The sequence below is a fragment of the Mycobacterium sp. 852014-50255_SCH5639931 genome, assembly GCF_001665605.1.
Taxonomy (GTDB): domain Bacteria; phylum Actinomycetota; class Actinomycetes; order Mycobacteriales; family Mycobacteriaceae; genus Mycobacterium; species Mycobacterium paraffinicum.
The window spans coordinates 1-20549 of record NZ_LZSV01000032.1 but is presented as its reverse complement, the minus strand read 5'-3'; the positions used below and the strand labels follow the sequence as shown (position 1 = coordinate 20549).

Below are 20549 nucleotides of genomic sequence, written 5' to 3'. Positions count from 1 at the left end.
TCCGTAAACACCGCGGAACACGTTGAGCGCGCCGCCGCCTGGCTATCCGGGCTACGGCCCGCTTGGCAATACGGTCCGCCACATCTGGTTCCGGGAGCGGTCAAACCCGGCATCATCCCGCTGCGCCCGCTGACCCTGGGCGACATCTTCAATGGCGCGGTCGGCTACGTCCGCGCCAATCCGAAGGCGGCTTTGGGCTTGACCGCCATCGTGGTGGTGGTCATCCAGATCGTCACCAAGGCCGCCGTTTTCGGACCGTTGGCGGCCTACGGCAGGCTGACGACCGATCACGCCAAGGAGCTGACCACCGGGGTCGTCGGCGCGTGGTTGACGTCGATGGGCGCCGGCGTGCTGGTCGCCTGGCTGGGCGGCATGCTGCTGTCCGGGATGCTCACCGTCATCGTCGGCCGGGCGGTGTTCGGGTCGCCGATCACCATCGGCGAGACGTGGGCCAAGATCCGTGGGCGCCTGGTGCCGTTGCTCGGTCTCGCGGTGCTCGAAGGCGCGGTGATGGCGGTCGTCGCGGGGCTGGCGGCGGTGATCGTCGCGGTGCTGGCGGCCATCGGCAACCCCGCGGCGGCGGTCGTCCTGGGCCTGCCGCTCGCGCTGGCCGTGATCGCGTTGCTGGTGTTCCTGTACACGGCGGTGTTGTTTGCACCCGTGTTGATCGTGCTGGAGCGGCTACCCGTCCTTGACGCCATCACCCGATCGTTCGCGCTGGTCCGCGGCGGCTTCTGGCGGGTGCTGGGCATCCGGCTGCTGACGCTCGTGGTGACATCCGTCGTCGGGGGCGCGGTCGCCGTGCCGTTCAACATCGTCAGCCAGTTCTTCGTGATCACCTCGTCTACCGCGGCTTTCCTCATCAGCACCGTGGTCGCGTCGGTGGGCGCGGCGATCGGCGAGATCATCACAGCCCCTTTCAACGCGGGCGTCATCGCGCTGCTGTACACCGATCGCCGGATGCGCGCCGAGGCATTCGATCTGGTCCTGCAGACCGGTGCCGCCGGCGGACCGTACGCGGCCGGCTCCACCGATAACCTCTGGCTGACGCGGCCGGCCTGAGGACGAGTGAGACAGTGCCCTCCATCGACATCGACCGCGATGCCGCGCACCAGGCCGCCCAGGACGAGCTGAACAAACCGATCTACTCCAAAGGCTCGGCCGAGGAGCAAATAGCCGAATGGCTCAACGAGACGATCTACCGTCTGTTGCAGAAGACTGCCTCGCTGCCGGGTGGATGGCTCACGGCAACGGTGCTTTTCATCATGCTCGGGATCGCGCTGGCGTTCGCCGTCCACATCGCGCGGCGCACCATGCGCACCAGGCGGGGTGGCGACTACCAGTTGTTCGAAGCCGCGCAGCTCACCGCGGCCCAGCATCGCGCGACCGCCGAAAACTATGCGGCGCAGGGTGAGTGGGCCGCGGCGATTCGTCATCGACTGCGGGCCGTCGCCCGTCAGCTCGAGGAGACCGGCGTGCTGAACCCGGCACCCGGCCGTACCGCCAACGAGCTGGCCTCCGACGCCGGCGCCGCACTGCCCCATCTGGCCGGCGAATTATCGCAAGCCGCAACGGCTTTCAACGACGTCACCTACGGCGAACAACCCGGAACCCAGGGCGCGTATCGGATGATCGCCGACCTCGACGACCACCTGCGGTCCCGCTCGGCGGCCGTGCTCGCGGGGCGGGCGCAGCCCACCGCCTCCGACTCGTGGGCGCAGGTGCGGTGATGGCGACCATCGGGCGTCCCGAAGCCGCCGGCCCGACGCCGATGCAGCGCTGGCGGTCCTGGCGCTGGGTCATCCTCGCCCTGGTCGTGCTCGCCGTCATCGCCGGCGTCGATGCCTACCTGACCGCGCCGCGGCCCGGCGCCCGCATGGATCCGGCATCGACGGGTCCCGACGGAACCCATGCGCTGGTTGCCCTCCTGCGCGGCGGCGGCGTCGACGTGGTGGTCGCCGACGGCATCGCCGACGTGGAACGGGCGGCGCGGCCCGACGCGCTGATCCTGGTGGCGCAAAGCCAATATCTGACCACCCCGCTGCTGGACCGGCTGGCGAAGGCGCCCGGCGATCTGCTGCTGGTGGAGCCGACGGCGCGCACCCGCGAGGCAATGCTGCCCGGCCTGCGCGTCTCGGCGGCCGGCACCCTCGATACCGATCCAGATTGCACGTTGCGCGAGGCCACTCGGGCCGGTCCGGTGCGATTCGGGCCCAGCGACACCTACCGCGCCACCGACGGCCGGGCGATGACCCGTTGCTACGACGGTGCGTTGGTTCGCTTCCGCGACGGCGGGCGGACGATCACGGCGGTGGGCAGCACCGACTTCCTGACCAACGGCGCCCTGCTGCAGGCGGGTAACGCCGCCCTGGCGATGAACCTGGCGGGCGCTCGGCCCCGGCTGATCTGGTACGCGCCCCACCGCGTCGAGGGCGAATCACCGCCGCCCGGCTCGGTTGGCGACCTGATCCCGCAGAACGTGACGTGGATCGTCTGGCAGCTGTGCCTGGTTGTGCTGCTGGTCGCCCTGTGGCGGGGCCGTCGGCCCGGTCCGCTGGTCGCCGAGGAGCTCCCCGTCGTGGTGCGCGCTTCGGAGACCGTGGAGGGCCGCGGCCGGCTGTACCGTTCCCGCCGGGCGCGCGACCGCGCCGCCGCGGCACTGCGCACCGCCACGCTGCAGCGGCTGGTGCCCCGGCTGGGTCTGAGCATCGCGGCGCCGCCGCCGGCGGTGGCGGCCGCGGTGGCCGGGCGAAGCGGGGCCGACCCGGCATTCGTCTCCTACCAGCTGTTCGGACCGCCCCCGGCGACCGACCACGACTTGCTACAACTTGCCCGTGCGCTCGACGACATCGAAAGGCAGGTCACACGGACGTGACGCAACCATCTACCGCCTCGACCCCCACCGCTGAATCGGCGCGAGATGCGCTGCTGACGTTGCGTACCGAGCTCGCCAAGGCCGTCGTCGGTCAGGAGGGGGTGGTCAGCGGCCTGGTGATCGCGCTGCTGTGCCGCGGTCACGTGCTGCTGGAAGGCGTTCCGGGAGTGGCGAAGACGCTGCTGGTGCGCGCGCTGGCGGCCGCGCTGCAACTGGAGTTCAAGCGGGTGCAGTTCACCCCCGACCTGATGCCCGGTGATGTGACCGGTTCGCTGGTATACGACGCGCGCACCGCCGCTTTCGAGTTCCGGCCCGGCCCGGTGTTCACCAACCTGCTGCTGGCCGACGAGATCAACCGAACCCCGCCGAAAACCCAGGCCGCGCTGCTCGAGGCGATGGAGGAGCGCCAGGTCAGCGTGGAAGGCATCGCGCGGCCGCTGCCCGACCCGTTCATCGTCGCCGCGACCCAGAACCCCGTCGAATACGAGGGCACTTACCAGCTGCCCGAAGCGCAGCTGGATCGATTCCTGCTCAAGCTGAATGTCACTCTGCCGCCGCGGGATTCGGAGATCGCCATCCTCGCCCGGCACGCGCACGGCTTCGATCCCCGCGACCTGTCGGCGATCAAACCGGTGGCCGGGGCCGCCGAACTGGCGGCCGGGCGCGACGCCGTGCGCAACGTGCTGGTCGCCGACGAGATCCTGGGATACATCGTCGACACCGTCGGGGCCACCCGCTCCTCGCCCGCGTTGCAGCTGGGCGTCTCGCCGCGCGGGGCCACCGCGCTGCTGGCCACGGCGCGTTCCTGGGCCTGGCTGTCCGGCCGCAACTACGTCACCCCCGACGACGTGAAGGCCATGGCCCGCCCGACGCTGCGGCACCGGGTGATGCTGCGTCCCGAGGCCGAGCTCGAGGGGGCCACACCCGACGGTGTGCTCGACGGGATCTTGGCCTCGGTTCCGGTGCCCCGCTAGTGGTCCTGACCGGACGCACCGGGCTGGTCTCGCTGATGTGCGTCCTGCCCATTGCGGTGTCACCTTGGCCGGCAAGAACTTTCGCCGTGCTGGCGGTCACGCTGGCGGTCGTGGTGGCCGTGGACATCGGGTTGGCGGCCAGCACCAGCAGGTTGCGTTACATCCGCTCCCCGGATCGCTCGGCCCGACTCGCGCAGCAGGTGGAGGTCGGGCTGCTGATCCACAACGACGGTCGGCGGCGGTTTCGCGGCCAGGTTCGCGACGCCTGGCCGCCCAGCGCCGGCGCGCGACCGCGCATCCATCCCGTGAACATCCCCGCCGGGCAGCATCAGCACATCCAGTCCCAGCTGCGGCCGGTCCGCCGGGGCGAGCAGCGCGCCGCAGTGGTCACCGCCCGGTCCATCGGGCCGCTGGGGCTGGCGGGACGGCAAGGGTCGCAAGCGGTGCCGGGCCTGCTGCGAGTGCTGCCGCCGTTCCTGTCCCGCAAGCACCTGCCGGCGCGGCTGGCCAAACTCCGCGAGATCGACGGGCTGCTGCCCACGCTGATCCGCGGCCAGGGAACCGAATTCGACTCGCTGCGCGAGTATGTCGTCGGTGACGACGTGCGGTCGATCGACTGGCGCGCCACCGCGCGTCGCGCCGACGTCGTCGTCCGCACCTGGCGCCCCGAACGCGACCGGCGGGTGGTGATCGTGCTCGACACCGGGCGCACCTCGGCGGGCCGGGTGGGTGTCGATCCGACGGCCGCCGATCCCGCGGGGTGGCCCCGGCTGGACTGGTCGATGGATGCCGCGCTGCTGCTGGCGGCGCTCGCGTCGCGGGCCGGCGATCACGTCGACTTTCTCGCGCACGACCGGGTCAGCCGGGCCGGCGTCTTCGGCGCGTCGCGCACCGAACTGCTCGCCCAACTTGTCGAGGCGATGGCGCCCCTGCAACCCGCGCTGCTCGAACCGGATTGGACCGCAATGGTTTCCGCCATTGCGCGGCGGGCGCGCCGGCGGTCGCTGGTGGTGCTGCTGACCGACCTCAACGCGACCGCGCTCGACGAGGGCTTGCTGCCGGTGCTGCCCCAGTTGTCGGCCAAACACCACCTCATGGTGGCCGCGGTCGCCGACCCGCGAGTGGACCAACTGGCGGCCGGGCGTTCTGACCCGGCCGCCGTCTACGACGCGGCGGCTGCCGAACGATCACGCAACGACCGCCGCGCGATCGCGACCCGCCTGCGCCGCAGCGGGGTGGAGGTCGTCGATGCCCCGCCCACCGAACTGGCCCCCGCCCTGGCCGATCACTACCTGGCGATGAAGGCCACCGGTCGGCTGTAGCCCGGCGACGATGCACGCTGCGCAGCGGCGTGAGAAGAGCCGGGCAATCGGATAGAGCCCGGCGACTACCGCTCAGCTCGTGGGAATCACGTCGGGCGCGTCTTCGATGTCGCCGGTCTCCCCGGCCTTCGCCGCGCGGCGACCGAAATACACGATGTAGGTCAGGAACGCCGCCTCGGCGACGATCCCGATGCCGACCCGAACGAAGGTCGGCAGCGGCGAAGGTGTTACCAGCGCCTCGATCAACCCCGAGACCAGCAGCACACCCACCAGACCGATCGCGACCGACACGACGGCGCGACCCTGTTCGGCGAGTACTTGTCCGCGTGGCCGGTCGCCGGGCGAGATCACCGACCACCCCAGCCGCATCCCCGCCGCCCCCGCCAGGAACACCGCCGTCAGCTCCAGCAGCCCGTGCGGAATCAGCAGCCCGAGCAGCACACCGCCCTTGCCGGCCTGGAACATCAGCCCGGAGATCAGTCCCAGGTTGGCCGCGTTCTGGAACAGCACCACCGGGATCGGCAGTCCCAGCAGAACGGACAAGGCAATGCACTGCGCCGCCACCCAGGAATTGTTCACCCAGATCTGCAGCGCGAACGCCGCGGCGGGATGTTCGCTGTAGTAGGAGGCGACGTCGTGGTTCACCAATTGTTCGATGTCGCTTGGTGTTCCGGCGGCCGACTGCACCTCGGGATTGCCGGCCACCCAGAACGCCATCACGACCACCACGGCGAAGAACGCCACCGCGGTGCCCAGCCACCACCGCCACGACCGGTACGCGACCACCGGGAAAGACACCGTCCAGAACCGGGCGAACGTACCGCTCAACGGCGCGTGGGCGCCGGTCACCACGGAACGGGCGCGCGCGACGAGGCTCGAGAGCCGACCGATCAACAGCGAGTCCGACGAGGCCGAGCGCAGCATCGACAGGTGGGTGGAAACCCGTTGGTAGAGCTCGACGAGCTCGTCGACCTCGGCGCCGGTCAGCGAGCGACGCCTCGCGACCAGCCGGTCGAGGCGGTCCCACGTACCGCGATGGTGCAGCACGAATGCGTCGACGTCCACCCTGCGCAGCCTAATCGCCCTGTACCGTTCGGTGTTATGTCGGAGGTGGTGACCGGCGACGCCGTCGTGCTCGACGTGCAGATCGCCCAGTTGCCGGTGCGGGCCGTGGGCGCACTGATCGATATCGCCGTTATCGTCGTCTGCTATCTCCTCGGGCTGATGTTGTGGGCCGCCACACTGACCCAGTTCGACACCGCGCTGAGCACCGCCATCCTGCTCATCTTCACCGTGGTGGTGATCGTCGGCTATCCGGTGGTGCTGGAAACGGCAACGCGTGGACGCTCAGTGGGCAAGATCGCGATGGGTCTGCGCGTGGTGTCCGACGACGGCGGGCCAGAACGCTTCCGGCAGGCCCTGTTTCGGGCGCTGGCGGCGGTGGTGGAGATCTGGATGCTGTTCGGGAGTCCCGCCGTCATCTGCAGCATCCTGTCGCCGAAGGCCAAGCGGGTCGGCGACATCTTCGCCGGCACCGTCGTCGTGAACGAACGCGGCCCCCGCCTCGGCCCCCCGCCCGTGATGCCGCCTTCGCTGGCCTGGTGGGCCTCCTCCCTGCAACTTTCCGGCCTGTCCCCCGGTCAGGCCGAGGTCGCTCGCCAATTCCTCTCGCGGGCAACACAACTCGATCGCCAGTTACGACTGCAGATGGGCTATCGCATCGCCGGTGACGTGATGTCCCGCATCGCCCCGCCGCCCCCGCCGGGCGCGCCGCCGGAACTGGTGCTCGCCGCCGTGCTCGCCGAGCGGCACCGCCGCGAACTGGCGCGTCTTCGCCCCGCCATGCCGCCGGCAGGCGCCGCGCCGTGGCCGGCCTGGCCGCCCGCGCCACCACAGCAGACGGTCCCGTGGCCGAACCCGGGTGCACCCCAGCAGGGGCCGCCGCATACCGCGCCGGGCGGTTTCGCGCCGCCCGGTTAACCGGAGACGCTCGCCGCCATCAGGGCGACGTCGGCGATCAACAGCGCCCATCCGCACAGCGGAACGGCGATGCCGCCGCGGCGCTTCGCGGTGAAAAGGGAGATGACGATCACGACCACCGCAACCGCTGGCGCGCCGTAGAACGCGACCCCGAAATTGATCCCGCCGTGGCCAAGGTTGGGGCAACTGCGGTCGCTGCAGCCGTCGGTACTCATCACTGCGCCGAGCGCGAAGAGCATGACGATGGCGGCGGCGGGCACCGTGGCCAGCGCCAAGCCCCAGTTGACCCACGGCCACACGTTGCGCCCACCGCCGCTGCCGCCCTGCGCGGGGTCGGCCACGGTCGAGGTCCCGCTGCCCACCGAAAGGTTGGAGTTGTCAGCGTTCATCCCAGAGTTCCTACCCGCCGCCCGGCGAGTGCAAACGGGCCGGCCCGTCCGAACGGCCGTACCCGCCAGACCCAACACCGCAGGTCATGCGTCTTACCAGCGGCGTTAGAGGACGACAGCCGCCACCCCGTTGCATTCCGATAGTTTCCGATATATCGTGATACTTCGAAGTGCACAGTGCGCTTCCCCTTCAGACGTAAGGAACAGACATGAACAACCCCTTCACCCCCACGGGCGGCCCGTTCGCAGGCAGCCCCGGTTTCGGCTTCGGTCCCGACACGCATCGGCGTGCCCTGCACGGCGCCCGGCGGCGCGCTCGCCAGGAGTTCTTCGAACATCTCCGCGAGCACGGCCCCGACCACGACGGCCCGGGCTTCGGTCCCGGATTCGGCCCGGGGTTCGGCCCCGGTTTCGGTCCCGGTTTCGGTCCCGGTTTCGGCATCGGGCCGGGGGGCCGACGCGGCGGATGGCGCCGTGGCGGCGCGGGCCGCGGCAAGCGCGGCGACGTCCGCGCGGCCATCTTGGCGCTGCTGGCCGAGCGCCCCATGCACGGCTACGAGATGATTCAGCAGATCGCCGAACGCAGCAACGGGCTCTGGAAGCCCAGCCCCGGTTCGGTCTATCCGACGCTGCAGCTGTTGACCGACGAGGGCCTCATCACCGCTAGCGAAAGCGAGGGCAGCAAGAAGCTCTTCGAGCTGACCGACGAGGGCCGCGCGGCGGCCGAAAAGGTCGAGACGCCGCCGTGGGACGAGATCGCCGAAGGCGCCGACCCGGGTCACATGAACCTGCGGGCGGCCATCGGCCAGCTGTTCGGCGCGGTCGCGCAGTCCGCGCACACCGCCACCGCCGAGCAGCAGCAGCGCATCGTCGAAATCCTCAACAACGCGCGGCGCGAGGTCTACGGCATCCTCGGCGAAGACTGAGCCCCGACAGACACAGCGGACCCTGGATCAGGTCACGTCGACCCAGTCCAGGGTCCGCTGCACCGCCTTGCGCCAACCCGCGTAGCCGGCGGCGCGCTGCTCGTCGGTCCAGGCCGGCGTCCAGCGCTTGTCCTCGTGCCAGTTGGCCCGCAGGTCGGACGGATCGGCCCAGAACCCCACCGCCAAACCCGCCGCGTAGGCCGCGCCCAGTGCGGTCGTCTCGGCGACCACGGGACGCACCACGTCGACGCCGAGCACATCGGCCTGAATCTGCATGCACAGGTCGTTGCCGGTGACGCCGCCGTCGACCTTCAACACCTCAAGGCGCACACCGGAATCCGCCGCCATCGCGTCCACCACGTCGCGGCTCTGATAGCAGATCGCCTCCAGCGTCGCGCGGGCCAGGTGCGCGTTGGTGTTGAACCGCGACAGCCCGACGATCGCACCGCGGGCGTCGGATCGCCAATAGGGCGCGAACAGCCCGGAAAACGCCGGGACGAAATACACTCCGCCGTTGTCGGCGACCTGGCGCGCCAGCGACTCGCTTTGCGCCGCGCCGCTGATGATGCCCAACTGGTCGCGCAGCCACTGCACCGCAGCGCCGGTGACCGCGATCGAACCCTCAAGGGCATAAACGGGTTTCGCGTCGCCGAACTGGTAGCAGACGGTGGTCAGCAGGCCGTTTTTCGACCGCACGATCGTCTCGCCGGTGTTGAGCAGCAGGAAGTTCCCGGTGCCGTAGGTGTTCTTCGCCTCGCCCTCCGACAGGCACACCTGGCCCACCATCGCCGCGTGCTGGTCACCGAGAACGCCCGTGACCGGCACCTCGCCGCCGACCGGCCCGGCCTGCGCGGAGACGCCGTACGGTTGCGGCGACGACGACGGCGCGATCGCCGGAAGCATCGCACGCGGGATGGCGAAGAACGACAACAGCTCGTCGTCCCAGTCGAGCGTTTCCAGGTCCATCAGCATGGTCCGGCTGGCATTGGTCACGTCGGTGACGTGCACGCCGCCGCGCGGGCCTCCGGTCAGGTTCCACAACACCCAGGTGTCCGGGGTGCCGAACAGGGCGTCACCGCTCTCGGCGGCCTCGCGCACCCCGTCGACGTTATCCAGGATCCACTGCAGCTTGCCGCCAGAGAAATACGTCGCCGGCGGCAGGCCGGCCTTGCGGCGAATCACGTCGCCGCGGCCGTCTCGTTCCAGCGCCGACGCGATCCGGTCGGTGCGGGTGTCCTGCCAGACGATCGCGTTGTAGTACGGCCGCCCGGTGCGCCGATTCCACACCAGCGTGGTTTCGCGTTGGTTCGTTATACCAAGCGCGGCAATGTGTTTGGCGGTCAAGTTGGCACGGTTCAGCACCGACAACAGCACCGACGAAGTACGCTCCCAGATTTCGACCGGGTCGTGCTCGACCCAGCCGGCGCGGGGCAGGATTTGTTCGTGCTCGAGTTGATGGCGGGCCACTTCGGCCCCGTCATGATCGAAGATCATGCAGCGAGTGCTGGTGGTTCCCTGATCGATGGCGGCGACGAACTCAGCGGACACGTCAGGAGTCCATCATGTCCGGGTGAACACGACAAGCGGCCGCGTAGCTTGCGTTACCGCCGGTAACCCTGTTCCATCGGCGGTGTGGGCGAAGAGGTCAAGCGCACCACGTACACCAGCGCACATCGGCGGGAATACGGGCGCAAGCTCCAGGTATGCCTGGACGTGTTCGAGGCGATGCTGGAACAGTCGCGCTTTGACTCGGCCAAGCCGCTGACCGGCATGGAGATCGAGTGCAACCTCGTCGACGCCGACTACCAGCCCGCGATGTCGAATCGCGACGTGCTGGACGCCATCGGGGATCCGGCGTTCCAGCCGGAATTGGGCGCCTACAACATCGAATTCAACGTGCCGCCCCACGCCCTGCCCGGACACACCGCGCTCGACCTGGAAGGCGAGGTGCGGGCCAGTCTGAACGACGCCGAGATCAAGGCCGGCGTGGGCGGCGCGCACATCGTGGTGATCGGGATCCTGCCCACGCTGATGCCCGAGCATCTGACCACCGGCTGGATGAGCGACTCGAGGCGGTACGCGGCGCTCAATGACTCGATCTTCACCGCCCGCGGCGAGGACATCCCGATCAACATCTCCGGCCCCGAGCCGCTGAGCTGGCAGGCCGTGTCGATTGCGCCCGAATCCGCTTGCACCAGCATCCAATTGCACCTGCAGGTGGCCCCGGAAACGTTTGCCGCCAACTGGAACGCGGCCCAGGTGGTGGCCGGCCCGCAGCTGGCGCTGGGCGCCAACTCGCCGTACTTCTTCGGCCACCAGTTGTGGGCCGAGACCCGCATCGAGCTGTTCACCCAGTCCACCGACACCCGGCCCGAGGAGCTCAAGTCCCAGGGCGTGCGGCCGCGGGTGTGGTTCGGCGAAGGGTGGATCAGCTCGGTGCTCGACTTGTATCAAGAGAACATCCGCTACTTCCCGTCCCTACTGCCCGAGGTGTCCGACGAGGATCCCGCCGCCGAGCTGGCCGCCGGGCGCGCACCGCAACTGTCCGAATTGCGGCTGCACAGCGGCACGGTGTACCGGTGGAACCGCCCGGTCTATGACGTGGTCGACGGGCGCCCGCACCTGCGGCTGGAGAACCGGGTGCTGCCGGCCGGGCCGACCGTCGTGGACATGCTGGCCAATTCGGCCTTCTTCTACGGCGTGTTGCGCACCCTCTCCGAGGACGACCATCCCCTGTGGTCTCGCATGGACTTCGCTGCGGCACAAGGGAATTTCCTCGCGGCGGCGCGACACGGCATCGACGCCCGGCTGCATTGGCCGGGTGTGGGTGACGTGGCGGCGACCGCGTTGGTGCTGGATAAGCTGCTGCCGATCGCCGACGAGGGACTGCGCAGGTGGGGGATGGACGCCGAGGTGCGGGACCGCTTCCTCGGCGTCATCGAGGGCCGCGCGAGGTCGGGCCGCAACGGCGCCAGCTGGCAGGTATCCACCGTCCGCGCTCTGGAAGATGGCGGAATGACCAGGCCGGCTGCGCTGGCCGAGATGCTGCGCCGGTACTGCGAGCACATGCACGCCAACGAGCCGGTGCATACCTGGGAGTCCTGACCGCGGGTACGTTGAAAACCATGACGGGCGATCACGTTATGGACTGGGACAGCGCATACCGCGAACGGGCGCACTTCGCGGGTCCGCCGCCGTGGAACATCGGCGAGCCACAACCCGAGCTGGCCGCACTGGTGGCGGCCGGGAAATTCCGCAGCGACGTGCTCGACGCCGGCTGCGGGGTCGCCGAACTGTCGTTGGCGCTGGCGGCCCAGGGCTACACGGTTGTCGGTGTCGACCTCACGCCGACGGCCGTCGCGGCGGCCACCGAGGCGGCCCGGGAGCGCGGCCTGACCACGGCCAGCTTCGTGCAGGCCGACATCACGTCGTTCGGTGGTTATGACGGCCGGTTCTCCACCGTCGTCGATTCCACGCTGTTTCACTCGCTGCCGGTCGAGGGCCGCGACGGCTACCTCAGCTCCATCCACCGCGCGGCGGCGCCGGGCGCCACCCTGTTCGTGCTGGTGTTCGCCAAGGGCGCCTTCCCCGCCGAGATGGAACCGAAGCCCAACGAGGTTAACGAAGACGAACTGCGCGCCGCGGTGAGCAAGTACTGGGAGATCGACGAGATCCGGCCGGCGTTCATCCTGTCGAACGCCGTCGAGGTTCCTAACGCGCCCTTCGAATTTCCGCCGCACGACCGCGATGAGAAGGGCCGGGTGAAGATGCCGGCCTACCTGCTGACGGCGCACAAAGCGGGCTAGGACGTCGCCGCCGTCGCGGCGATCAGCGCCTCGGCGAAGGTCTGCAGATCCTCGGCCGTGGTGTCGACGTGCGGCGAGATGCGCAGCACCGGACCGGCCAGCCGCAGGGGAGCCCGGTGCACGCCGACGAAGGTGGTCAGGATCCGCCGCTCGGCGAGCAGCCACGCCCGCACCGCTTGGGGATCGGCGCCGTCGACCGGGGCCAGGGTGGTGATGGCGCTGGGCTCGTCGGCCTCCTCGACCACCGCCCAGCCGGCCACGTCGGCCAGCACCCGGCGGCTGGTGCCGCCCAACGCGGCCAGCCGCGCGCGCACGGCCTGTGGCCCGTACGCCAAGTGCTCCCCCAGCGCCAGCGAAAAGCCAACGCGCGCCGCGACATTGGCTTCGCCGAATTCAAGCTGCTGGGCGACCGTGAACGAGCCCGCGAGCCAGTCCGGCGGCGCCAGTCGCGGACGCAAGCCCTCCATCAGCTCGCGTCGCACCGCGAGCGCGCCGACACCCCGCGGCCCCGCGATCCACTTGCGCGACGACGCATACGTCACGTCGGCGCCGACCGCGCAGTCCACCTGGCCCAGCGCCTGGGCGGCGTCCACCACGAGCGGCAGCCCCAACTCGCGGCAGAGCTGCGCGATCATCGACAGCGGTTGCACCACACCGCTGTGGCTGCCGACCGCGGTGAGGTGGACCAGATCGGGCGGGTCGGCCTCGAGCGCCAGCGCCGCGTCGTCGAGCGCGACCCGGCCATCCTCGAGCGTCGGCAGCAGCTGACGGTCGAAGCCGTGGGCGGCGAAGAGCGCCAAATTGGGGCCGTATTCACCGGGCAGGCACGCCACCATGCGGCGATCGGCAGGCCAGCCGCCGAGCAGCAGATCCAGCGCGTTCAGGGAGCCGGTGGTGAACACCACCTCGGCGTCAGGCATGCCGGCCAGCGCGGCGAACGCCACCCGCCCGGCATCCAGCGCGGGTGCGGCCGCCTCGGCCGCAACGTAGCCGCCGATTTCGGACTCGTTGCGCGCGTGCAGGGCGGCGGCCTCGATCACCGCGAGGCTCTGCCGCGAACACGCCGCGCTGTCCAGGTGCAGTCCGGCCACGGGCGGGCGGCCCGCCCGCCAGCGGCCCGCAAGCGAATCGCCGGCCGTCACTTCACGGCCAACGACAATCCGAAATCACCCGCGGCGTCCGTCCAGAACCGGGTGCGGCGCAGCCCCACGCGGGCCAATTCGGCGCTCACCCCGTCCGGGCGGAACTTGCACGACACCTCGGTGAGCATCTCCTCGTCGGCCGCGAAATCGACGGTCAGGTCGAGCGCGTCGACGCGGACCCGCTGCGGACGGCTGGCGCGCAACCACATTTCGATGCGCTCCTCCTCGGCGTTCCAGCGCGCCACGTGCTGGAAGGCCTCGACGTCGAAATCGGCGTCGAGTTGCCGGTTGATCACCGCCAGCACATTGCGATTGAACGCCGCGGTCACCCCGGCCGAGTCGTCGTAGGCGCGCACCAGCCGGCCGGTGTCCTTGATCAGGTCCGTGCCCAGCAGCAGGCTGTCGCCCGGGCGCATCTGGGCGGACAGGCTCGACAGGAACTCCGTGCGCGGTCCGGGCGTCAGGTTGCCGATCGTCGACCCCAGGAACACGAACAGGCGCCGCCCGCCGGTTGGGATCTCGGTCAGGTGTTCCTCGAAATCGCCGCAGACGGCGTTGATTTCGACGCCGGCGTATTCCTGCTGGATCGCAGCCGCGGCCGTCGACAGTATGCCGGCGTCGACGTCGAACGGGACGAATCTGCGCAGCGATCCGCGTTCACGCAGCGCGTCCAGCAGCAGCCGCGTCTTCTCCGACGTCCCGCTGCCCAACTCCACCAGGGTGTCGGCCTCGCTGGCCGCCGCCACCTCGGCCGACCGCGCGCGCAGGATCTCGGCCTCCGCGCGGGTCGGATAGTACTCGGGCAACCGGGTGATCTGATCGAACAGATGGCTGCCCAGCGAATCGTAGAACCACTTGGGCGGCAACGACTTCGGCGTTCGCTGCAGGCCGTCGAACACATCCCGGCGCAACGCCTGATCCGCAGAGTCGGCGGCCAAGTGGTTGGACAAAGTCAGCGTCATCGATAACCTTCCCAGTGATCCAGCGGGGTCAGCGCGACGCCCGTCGCGGTGACCTCGACGAGGTGGCGGTCCGGCACGTCCTCCCAGCCGGGGTCGTTGTCGTAGGGCTCGCTGGCCAGCACAATGCCGTCCGCGCGGCGCAGGATGGACAACGTGTCGCCCCAGGTGGTGGCGAGCAGGCGAGAGCCGTTGGCCGCCAATATGTTCAGCCGGGCGTCCGGGTCGGCCGCCGCGATCTCGGTGATGGTGTCGCCGAGCGCGTCGAGACCCCGTTCAAAGATGACGGCCGCGAGCAATGCACTGTCGCAGACGGATTCGGCCTGCGAGCTCATGGGCAACACGGCGCGGTCCACCACGCCGTTGTGTGACAACATCCATTGACCGTCGGTGAACGGCGCCGTCGCGCTGACATCGATCGGCATGCCGACCGTCGCCGAGCGCACCGCGGCAACCACGCAGCGGCTGCGCAGCGCCGGTGCGACGGAGTCGAACGACGTGTCGCCCCACAGCGGCGCCTGGCTCCGCCAGCGGCGGGGCACTTGGCCTCCCGAAGAGTCGTCGAAAAACCCGACACCCCAACCGTCGGCGTTGAGCAGGCCGTGCTTCTGCCGGCGCGGGGCGTACGACTGCACCCGCAGCCCGTACAGCGGGTCCAGCACCAGCGAGGAGACTGTGACGTCGGCCCCGAGCCAGCCGAGGTGACGGCACATCAGGTGAAATCCTCGACGTCCCAAGCCAACCGGACGCCGGAGAAGATCTGGCGCCGGATCGGGTGGTCCCAGTTGCGGAAGCTCGGCCGCAGGATGGCGGACTCCACGGCCCACGAGCCGCCACGCAGCACCCGGTAGTCGCCGTCAAAGAACGGCTGCGAGTAGCGCTCGTAGATCATCGGAACGAATCCCGGCCAGGGCCGCAGCGGCGACGTGGTCCACTCCCACACGTCGCCGAGCATCTGTTCCGCCCCGTACGCCGAGGCGCCGGCGGGGTAGGCCCCGACGGGTGCCGGACGCAACGACGTTCCGCCCAGGTTGGCGAGGACCTCGGAGGGCGGCTGCGCTCCCCACGGGTAGCGGCGGCGGCTGTCGGTGGCCGGATCCCACGCGCAGGCCTTCTCCCATTCCACCTCGGTGGGCAGCCGCGCGCCGGCCCAGGCCGCGTATGCCTCGGCCTCGAAGTAGCAAACGTGCTGCACCGGTTCGTCGGCGGGGATGTCTTCGACGTGGCCGAACCTGCTGCGCGTTCGTGCGTCGGGGCTCCAGAACTGTGGCGCGGTCAGGCCCACGCGCTGGCGATGCTCCCAACCGCGCTCGGACCACCAGCGCGGCTGGAGGTAGCCGCCGTCTTCCATGAAGTGCCGCCACTCGCCGTTGGAGACCGGCACCCGGCCGATCCGGAACGCGGGCACCTCGACGACGTGGGCGGGACGCTCGTTGTCCAACGAATACGGTTCGCTCGCGGTGTCCACGCCCAGCACGAACGGGCCGGCGGGCACCAGCACGGAGGTGCCGGCCAGCCCGGGCCGGCCGGCCGGCAGCGCCGCCTGGTCCCGCAGCAGCGGAGCGCCGGTGCGCAGGTTCAGCGCCTGCAGCATGGTTTCGTCGTGCTGGTTTTCGTGGCTGATCACCAACGCGAACGCGAAGTCGTCCCCCTCCTCCGGCAGGGCGTCGAGGACATCGAGGGCGGCGGATCGCACAGTGCGGCAATACGCCCGCGCGCGGTCCGGCGACAGCAGCGGCAGCTCGACCCGGCTCGCGCGGGAGTGGACGAAGGCGTCGTAGAGGCCCTCGACCGCCGGCGGCAGCATGCCGGGCCGGCCGGGGTCACCGCCACGCAGCAGCCAGAACTCCTCTTGCTGACCGATGTGCGCCAGGTCCCACACCAGTGGGCTCATCAGGGGGTCGTACTGCCGGTACAGCTCGGCGTCGTCGAACTCGACCAGCCGCAACGTCCGCGTCCGCGCCCGCGCCAAATCCTCGGCAAGACTTGCCCGGAAAATCACAGCCCCCCTTGCGAGCATCGCGCCGCCTCGGTGACCGTGGCCCCGATGCCCTGTTGAATCACCTGGTCGGAGAAGTCGTCGCCGGGACATCGGCCCCGCTCGACGGCGTCGACCAGCCGCTGCATCGAATCACCGAGTTCGGGCGGCGCCAGCTGTGCGGCGACGGCCACACACTTGTTGGCCGCGGCGTACAACCGCCGGTCACGCAGTCCCGCCTGGGCCGCCGTGTCCCAGGCGGTGGCCACCGGCTCGACCGCCTCGGCCGCGGTGTCCGCCGCGACCGGGTCGTCGAGCAGGGCCACCAGAGTGAACACCACGGCCGGCCAGAAGTCGTCCGGCACGCTGTCGAGATAGCGGATTTCCAGCCACTGCCTCGGGCGCACCGGCGGGAACAGCGTGGTCAGGTGGTATTCCAGATCGGCGAGGGTGGGGCGGCGACCGCCGAGCAGCACCCGGCCGTCCACCCAGTCGGCGAATGGCACCCAATGCGTGACCGCCGTGGCGTCCGGGGCGTGCACCAGCATCACCGGCGCCTTGAGCGCGTAGCGCGCCCAGTCGGTGCCCGGGTCGTCGCCGCTGGCGCCCAGGATGGGTCCGCACCGCGCCGAGTCCATCTGCCCCCACACCCATTGCCGAGTGGAGGCCCACCCGGTGAACTCGCCGCGCAGCATCGGGGAGTTGGCGGCCATCGCGATCATGGTGGGTCCGAGTGCGTGCGCCAGCCGCACCCGATCCGCCCACCCGGCCCGCGGCCCCGCGTCCAGGTTGACCTGAATGGACGCGGTGGACGTCATCATCGCCGCGCCTGCCTCACCCGAGCGGCTGGACGCGAAAAACTGCTCCATGGCGCGGTAACGCGCGCCCGGGTTGATGCGCTTGGGCGGCCGCAGCGGATCCGCCCCGAGGAATACCAGGCCCAGCCCGGCATCGACGAACGCCGACCGCAGCACGGCCTGGTCCTGCCGCATCGCGTCGATGGCGGCCGCCACCCCGTCCGCCGGCGGGCCGGACAACTCCACCGCACCACCGGGCTCCACCGTGACCCGGCTGCCGCCCGGCAGCTCGGGCAAGGGCCCCAGAACGTCGGCGATCTCCTGCCAACCGGGCCTGCGATGCGGGTCGGCCGGATCGTGGCAGTGGGCTTCCAGTTCCAGACCCACGCGCCCCAGCGGGGCGTCCACCAAGCAACCGTCTGCGATGTAGCGCGCAGCGGTTTTGGAATCGGCCATCTCGGGACTGGCCAGATCGGAGCCTGCGGTAGTGATAGCGGCAAACGTCATATCACTATCCCTTCGGGCCTGAGCAAGCTCGAACACGCGCCTGCGGACCGCGTCCCGACACAGCCGACGGAACGGTAACCGCCACTACTTCATCTAACAGATGGCCCCGACATATTCCCGTTCGCGCCCGATTTCAAGCATGCCCGACCCGGTCCCCGAACCCGGCTACTGACCCAGCGCGTTCTGCATCGCCCCGGCCAGCACGTTGACCGCGGGCCCGGCGTTGCCAGATTGGCAGACCTTGGCCTGCAACAACACATTTTCACGCAGCCTGGTTTGATTGAAGCACCGCCGATCGGTGCCGGCCTCTTGCTTGGTCCAGTTCGCGTCGGCGGCGTCGGGCGGCCCGCCATCGAACGACCACACCTGTGTGACGCCGTTGTCCAGGTGCATCGGGGTGGTCTGGCCCGAGCAGCCCACCGTCCGATCCACCACCCGATGGAAGGCGCGGCCGGCGGCGTCGTTGCTGGCAAACACACCGACGGCCTGCTTCACGAAGTGGGTTTGGTCGGTGGCCGATGTCTGGGTGACGGCACCGTTGAACGACGCCAAGTCGGGGTCGTCGAATACCTCGGGCAAGCCGATATCGGCCCAGTTGTTGCACACCGGAACGTCCACCCAATCGCCCTGCACCGGTCGGGTGAACACCGACTCCCAGCCCATGGGCCCGCCGACGATGTTGCCGACCGACCCCTTGCCCAGGACCGCGTAATTCACCACCCCCGGCTCCGACGGGTGCGCGGCCGCAACCGGAAGTGCGACCGCGCCGCCGACGGCCAGGCCGATGGTGATGACGGCCGCGCGAACCCGCATGGTCATGAAGCGATCATGCCAGGCACGTCGGCGCGAGGTCAGCCCCCGTTTGCCCGGACGCCCTCTTCGACCTTTTTGCCGAGGTCGGGGTCGACGTTGCGCCAGTACTCGAACACACGCGACAGCACCGGCTCCTTCACACCCTTGGAGACATGCCCAATGATGTTGTGCGCCAGCCGGTCCCGGGCCTCGTCGTCGAGGACGTCGCGGACCATGGTGCCGGCCTGTCCCCAGTCGTCGTCCTCGGCGTGCAGCGTGTAGGCGGCGCGGACCATGTCGCCGTCGGCGTGCCAGCGCACCTCGGCGGCGCGGGCCGGGTCGGCGTGCGGGCCGCCGTAGGAGTTGGGCGCATACACGGGGTCGGAGACATTCTTCATCCGCATCGCGCCGTCCTTCGAATAGCTGTTCACCTCGACCTTCGGCGTGTTGACGGGGATCTGCCGATAGTTGGTCCCCAGCCTGGCGCGGTGCGCGTCGGAGTAGGAGAACCCGCGGGCCTGCAGCATCTTGTCGGGGCTCAGTCCGGTGCCGGGCACGGTGTTGTTCGGCTCGAAGGCCGCCTGCTCGATCTCGGTGTGGTAGTCGGTGACATTGCGGCTCAGCGTCACCTTGCCGACGTCGATCAGCGGGTAGTCGCCGTGCGGCCACACCTTGGTCAGGTCGAACGGGTTGAACCGGTAGTTGCGGGCCTCCTCGTACGGCATGATCTGCATCTTCAGCGTCCAGCTGGGGTGATCCCCGCCCTCGATCGCCTCATAGAGGTCGCGCTGGTGGTAGTCGCCGTCCTCGCCGGCCAGCCGGTCGGCGTCCTCCTGGGTCAGGAAGTCGACGCCCTGGTCGGTGATGAAGTGGTATTTCACCCAGAAGATTTCGCCGGCGGCGTTGATCCAGCTGTAGGTGTGGCTGCTGTATCCGTTCATGTGCCGCCACGTCTTGGGGATGCCGCGGTCACCCATCAGCCAGGTCACCTGATGCGCGGACTCCGGCGAGAGGGTCCAGAAGTCCCACTGCATGTTGTGGTCACGCAGGTTCGTTGCCTGCATACGCTTTTGGGACCGAATGAAGTGCTGGAACTTCAGCGGATCGCGCATGAAGAAGACCGGCGTGTTGTTGCCGACCAGGTCGAAATTACCTTCGCTGGTGTAGAACTTCAGCGCGAAGCCACGCGGGTCGCGCCAGGTGTCTGGGCTGCCGCGCTCGCCGGCGACCGTGGAGAACCTGGCGAGCATGTCTGTCTTGGTGCCGGGCTGGAACACCGCGGCCCGCGTGAATTTGCTGATGTCGTTGGTGACCTCGAAGGTGCCGAAGGCGCCGCCGCCCTTCGCGTGCGGCTGACGCTCCGGAATGCGCTCCCGGTTGAACTGGGCCATCTGCTCGATCAGGTAATGGTCCTGCAGCAGAATCGGACCGTCGGGACCGATGGTCAACGACTGGTCGTCGCTGGGCGCAGCGATGCCGGCGTCATTGGTGGTGAAACGCTCCGTCATGTCGCTATCTCCTCGTTTGCTGGGCTGACTCCAGGCCATGGCGACGAAAATTCCTGCGCGCCAATAACTATGCTCCTTTTCTGGACCACGTCAAGAAAAACTCGGCTTTCCGTCACCCGCTACGGACGCGGCGCCGGCGGGCTGGGTGTCGCGCTCGCGGGCGGCGGGCCGCCAGGACCGCTCAGACCCGGTCCGCCGGCCGGCCCGCCGGGTGCGCCCGGACCGCCGGGGGGCATGGGCACGATCAACCCCGGTCCGCCAACACCCCACGGGCCACCGGCGGGTCCGGGCGGACCGGACCCCCACGGTCCGGGGCCGTATCCCGGTCCCCACGGGCCGTTGCCCGGCCCGGGGCCACCGCCACCCGGGCCTCCGCCAGGTTTGAACATCTGGCCGTGGTGGTGGCAGTGGTGGTAATGCCCGAAGACGAAGGCACCGGCGAAGAACACGGTGGAGATGATGAAGACGATCCCGGCGACGATGATCACCCACGCCGCGGCCGTGTAGAGCCGCGGGGGCTTCAACCGCTCCGGGGCGGGCGGTGGCGGTGGGGGTGCAGCCTGTCTCTTATACACATCTCCGAGCCCACGAGAC

General features: G+C 69.7%; 19 protein-coding genes and 1 pseudogene. 9 read left to right on the top strand and 11 right to left on the bottom strand.

The window, feature by feature from the left end:
* Nucleotides 1-22 precede the first annotated feature (22 nt).
* The 5 genes and pseudogenes from A5758_RS18590 (at nt 23) to A5758_RS18570 (ending at nt 5171) form a co-directional block, all read left to right on the top strand.
* A pseudogene (locus A5758_RS18590) lies at nt 23-1062 on the top strand (hypothetical protein).
* Between the two features lie 14 nt (nt 1063-1076).
* Nucleotides 1077-1730, top strand: coding sequence for a DUF4129 domain-containing protein (locus A5758_RS18585; RefSeq protein ID WP_067208899.1), 654 nt, complete (start codon nt 1077-1079; stop codon nt 1728-1730).
* A complete protein-coding gene (locus tag A5758_RS18580) occupies nt 1730-2875 on the top strand; it encodes a DUF4350 domain-containing protein (protein ID WP_067208956.1) in 1146 nt (381 codons plus the stop codon). The genes A5758_RS18585 and A5758_RS18580 overlap by 1 nt, the downstream gene beginning before the upstream one ends.
* Complete coding sequence (locus tag A5758_RS18575; RefSeq protein WP_067742951.1) at nt 2872-3849, top strand: MoxR family ATPase; 978 nt, start codon at nt 2872-2874, stop codon at nt 3847-3849. Before A5758_RS18580 ends, A5758_RS18575 begins: the two co-directional genes overlap by 4 nt.
* Nucleotides 3849-5171: a DUF58 domain-containing protein gene (locus A5758_RS18570; RefSeq protein ID WP_067742948.1), complete on the top strand. Its 1323-nt coding sequence runs from the start codon at nt 3849-3851 to the stop codon at nt 5169-5171. Before A5758_RS18575 ends, A5758_RS18570 begins: the two co-directional genes overlap by 1 nt.
* A gap of 72 nt (nt 5172-5243) precedes the next feature.
* Here the strand turns inward: A5758_RS18570 and A5758_RS18565 are convergent, their stop codons facing one another.
* The gene (locus tag A5758_RS18565; protein ID WP_067742945.1) at nt 5244-6236 is read right to left on the bottom strand and encodes a stage II sporulation protein M; all 993 of its coding nucleotides are present in this window, start codon (nt 6234-6236) and stop codon (nt 5244-5246) included.
* A 36-nt stretch (nt 6237-6272) separates the two neighbouring features.
* Between A5758_RS18565 and A5758_RS18560 the strand changes: the two genes are divergently transcribed.
* The gene (locus A5758_RS18560) at nt 6273-7151 is read left to right on the top strand and encodes an RDD family protein (RefSeq protein WP_067742941.1); all 879 of its coding nucleotides are present in this window, start codon (nt 6273-6275) and stop codon (nt 7149-7151) included.
* Here the strand turns inward: A5758_RS18560 and A5758_RS18555 are convergent.
* A complete protein-coding gene (locus A5758_RS18555; RefSeq protein ID WP_067742938.1) occupies nt 7148-7540 on the bottom strand; it encodes a hypothetical protein in 393 nt (130 codons plus the stop codon). The two genes, A5758_RS18560 and A5758_RS18555, sit on opposite strands and share 4 nt — an antisense overlap.
* 209 nt (nt 7541-7749) lie before the next feature.
* On the opposite strand from A5758_RS18555, the gene A5758_RS18550 reads away from it, so the two are divergent.
* On the top strand, nt 7750-8466 hold the full coding sequence (locus A5758_RS18550) for a PadR family transcriptional regulator (protein WP_067742935.1): 717 nt from the start codon (nt 7750-7752) through the stop codon (nt 8464-8466).
* A gap of 27 nt (nt 8467-8493) precedes the next feature.
* Here the strand turns inward: A5758_RS18550 and glpK are convergent, their stop codons facing one another.
* Nucleotides 8494-10014 carry a glycerol kinase GlpK gene (glpK, locus tag A5758_RS18545; RefSeq protein WP_082939759.1) on the bottom strand — a complete coding sequence of 507 codons (1521 nt, stop codon included), beginning with the start codon at nt 10012-10014 and terminating at the stop codon, nt 8494-8496.
* 84 nt (nt 10015-10098) lie between these two features.
* Between glpK and A5758_RS18540 the strand changes: the two genes are divergently transcribed.
* Nucleotides 10099-11571: a glutamate--cysteine ligase gene (locus A5758_RS18540; protein ID WP_067742932.1), complete on the top strand. Its 1473-nt coding sequence runs from the start codon at nt 10099-10101 to the stop codon at nt 11569-11571.
* Between the two features lie 20 nt (nt 11572-11591).
* A complete protein-coding gene (locus A5758_RS18535) occupies nt 11592-12272 on the top strand; it encodes a class I SAM-dependent methyltransferase (RefSeq protein WP_067208925.1) in 681 nt (226 codons plus the stop codon).
* Here the strand turns inward: A5758_RS18535 and egtE are convergent.
* From egtE to A5758_RS18495, 8 genes are all read right to left on the bottom strand, one after another.
* Nucleotides 12269-13432: an ergothioneine biosynthesis PLP-dependent enzyme EgtE gene (gene egtE, locus A5758_RS18530; protein ID WP_369816462.1), complete on the bottom strand. Its 1164-nt coding sequence runs from the start codon at nt 13430-13432 to the stop codon at nt 12269-12271. The two genes, A5758_RS18535 and egtE, sit on opposite strands and share 4 nt — an antisense overlap.
* Nucleotides 13411-14376: an L-histidine N(alpha)-methyltransferase gene (egtD, locus tag A5758_RS18525; protein WP_067742925.1), complete on the bottom strand. Its 966-nt coding sequence runs from the start codon at nt 14374-14376 to the stop codon at nt 13411-13413. Before egtD ends, egtE begins: the two co-directional genes overlap by 22 nt.
* Complete coding sequence (gene egtC, locus A5758_RS18520; RefSeq protein WP_067208935.1) at nt 14373-15086, bottom strand: ergothioneine biosynthesis protein EgtC; 714 nt, start codon at nt 15084-15086, stop codon at nt 14373-14375. The genes egtD and egtC overlap by 4 nt, the downstream gene beginning before the upstream one ends.
* Nucleotides 15086-16393, bottom strand: coding sequence for an ergothioneine biosynthesis protein EgtB (egtB, locus tag A5758_RS18515; protein WP_067742922.1), 1308 nt, complete (start codon nt 16391-16393; stop codon nt 15086-15088). Before egtB ends, egtC begins: the two co-directional genes overlap by 1 nt.
* Nucleotides 16372-17655: an ergothioneine biosynthesis glutamate--cysteine ligase EgtA gene (egtA, locus tag A5758_RS18510; RefSeq protein ID WP_067742919.1), complete on the bottom strand. Its 1284-nt coding sequence runs from the start codon at nt 17653-17655 to the stop codon at nt 16372-16374. Before egtA ends, egtB begins: the two co-directional genes overlap by 22 nt.
* 165 nt (nt 17656-17820) lie before the next feature.
* The gene (locus tag A5758_RS18505; protein WP_156622706.1) at nt 17821-18468 is read right to left on the bottom strand and encodes a sensor domain-containing protein; all 648 of its coding nucleotides are present in this window, start codon (nt 18466-18468) and stop codon (nt 17821-17823) included.
* A 38-nt stretch (nt 18469-18506) separates the two neighbouring features.
* Nucleotides 18507-19955, bottom strand: coding sequence for a catalase (locus A5758_RS18500; RefSeq protein ID WP_067742913.1), 1449 nt, complete (start codon nt 19953-19955; stop codon nt 18507-18509).
* 119 nt (nt 19956-20074) lie between these two features.
* A complete protein-coding gene (locus tag A5758_RS18495) occupies nt 20075-20530 on the bottom strand; it encodes a hypothetical protein (RefSeq protein WP_067742910.1) in 456 nt (151 codons plus the stop codon).
* Nucleotides 20531-20549 lie beyond the last annotated feature (19 nt).

Bases quoted from the DNA above. Each gene is read 5' to 3' on its own strand.
- A5758_RS18580 (WP_067208956.1), top strand. From the start codon at position 1,730: ATGGCGACCATCGGGCGTCCCGAAGCCGCCGGCCCGACGCCGATGCAG.
- A5758_RS18560 (WP_067742941.1), top strand. From the start codon at position 6,273: ATGTCGGAGGTGGTGACCGGCGACGCCGTCGTGCTCGACGTGCAGATC.
- A5758_RS18555 (WP_067742938.1), bottom strand. From the start codon at position 7,540: ATGAACGCTGACAACTCCAACCTTTCGGTGGGCAGCGGGACCTCGACC.
- A5758_RS18550 (WP_067742935.1), top strand. From the start codon at position 7,750: ATGAACAACCCCTTCACCCCCACGGGCGGCCCGTTCGCAGGCAGCCCC.
- A5758_RS18535 (WP_067208925.1), top strand. From the start codon at position 11,592: ATGACGGGCGATCACGTTATGGACTGGGACAGCGCATACCGCGAACGG.
- egtD (WP_067742925.1), bottom strand. From the start codon at position 14,376: ATGACGCTGACTTTGTCCAACCACTTGGCCGCCGACTCTGCGGATCAG.
- egtC (WP_067208935.1), bottom strand. From the start codon at position 15,086: ATGTGCCGTCACCTCGGCTGGCTCGGGGCCGACGTCACAGTCTCCTCG.
- egtB (WP_067742922.1), bottom strand. From the start codon at position 16,393: ATGCTCGCAAGGGGGGCTGTGATTTTCCGGGCAAGTCTTGCCGAGGAT.
- egtA (WP_067742919.1), bottom strand. From the start codon at position 17,655: ATGACGTTTGCCGCTATCACTACCGCAGGCTCCGATCTGGCCAGTCCC.
- A5758_RS18505 (WP_156622706.1), bottom strand. From the start codon at position 18,468: ATGCGGGTTCGCGCGGCCGTCATCACCATCGGCCTGGCCGTCGGCGGC.
- A5758_RS18500 (WP_067742913.1), bottom strand. From the start codon at position 19,955: ATGACGGAGCGTTTCACCACCAATGACGCCGGCATCGCTGCGCCCAGC.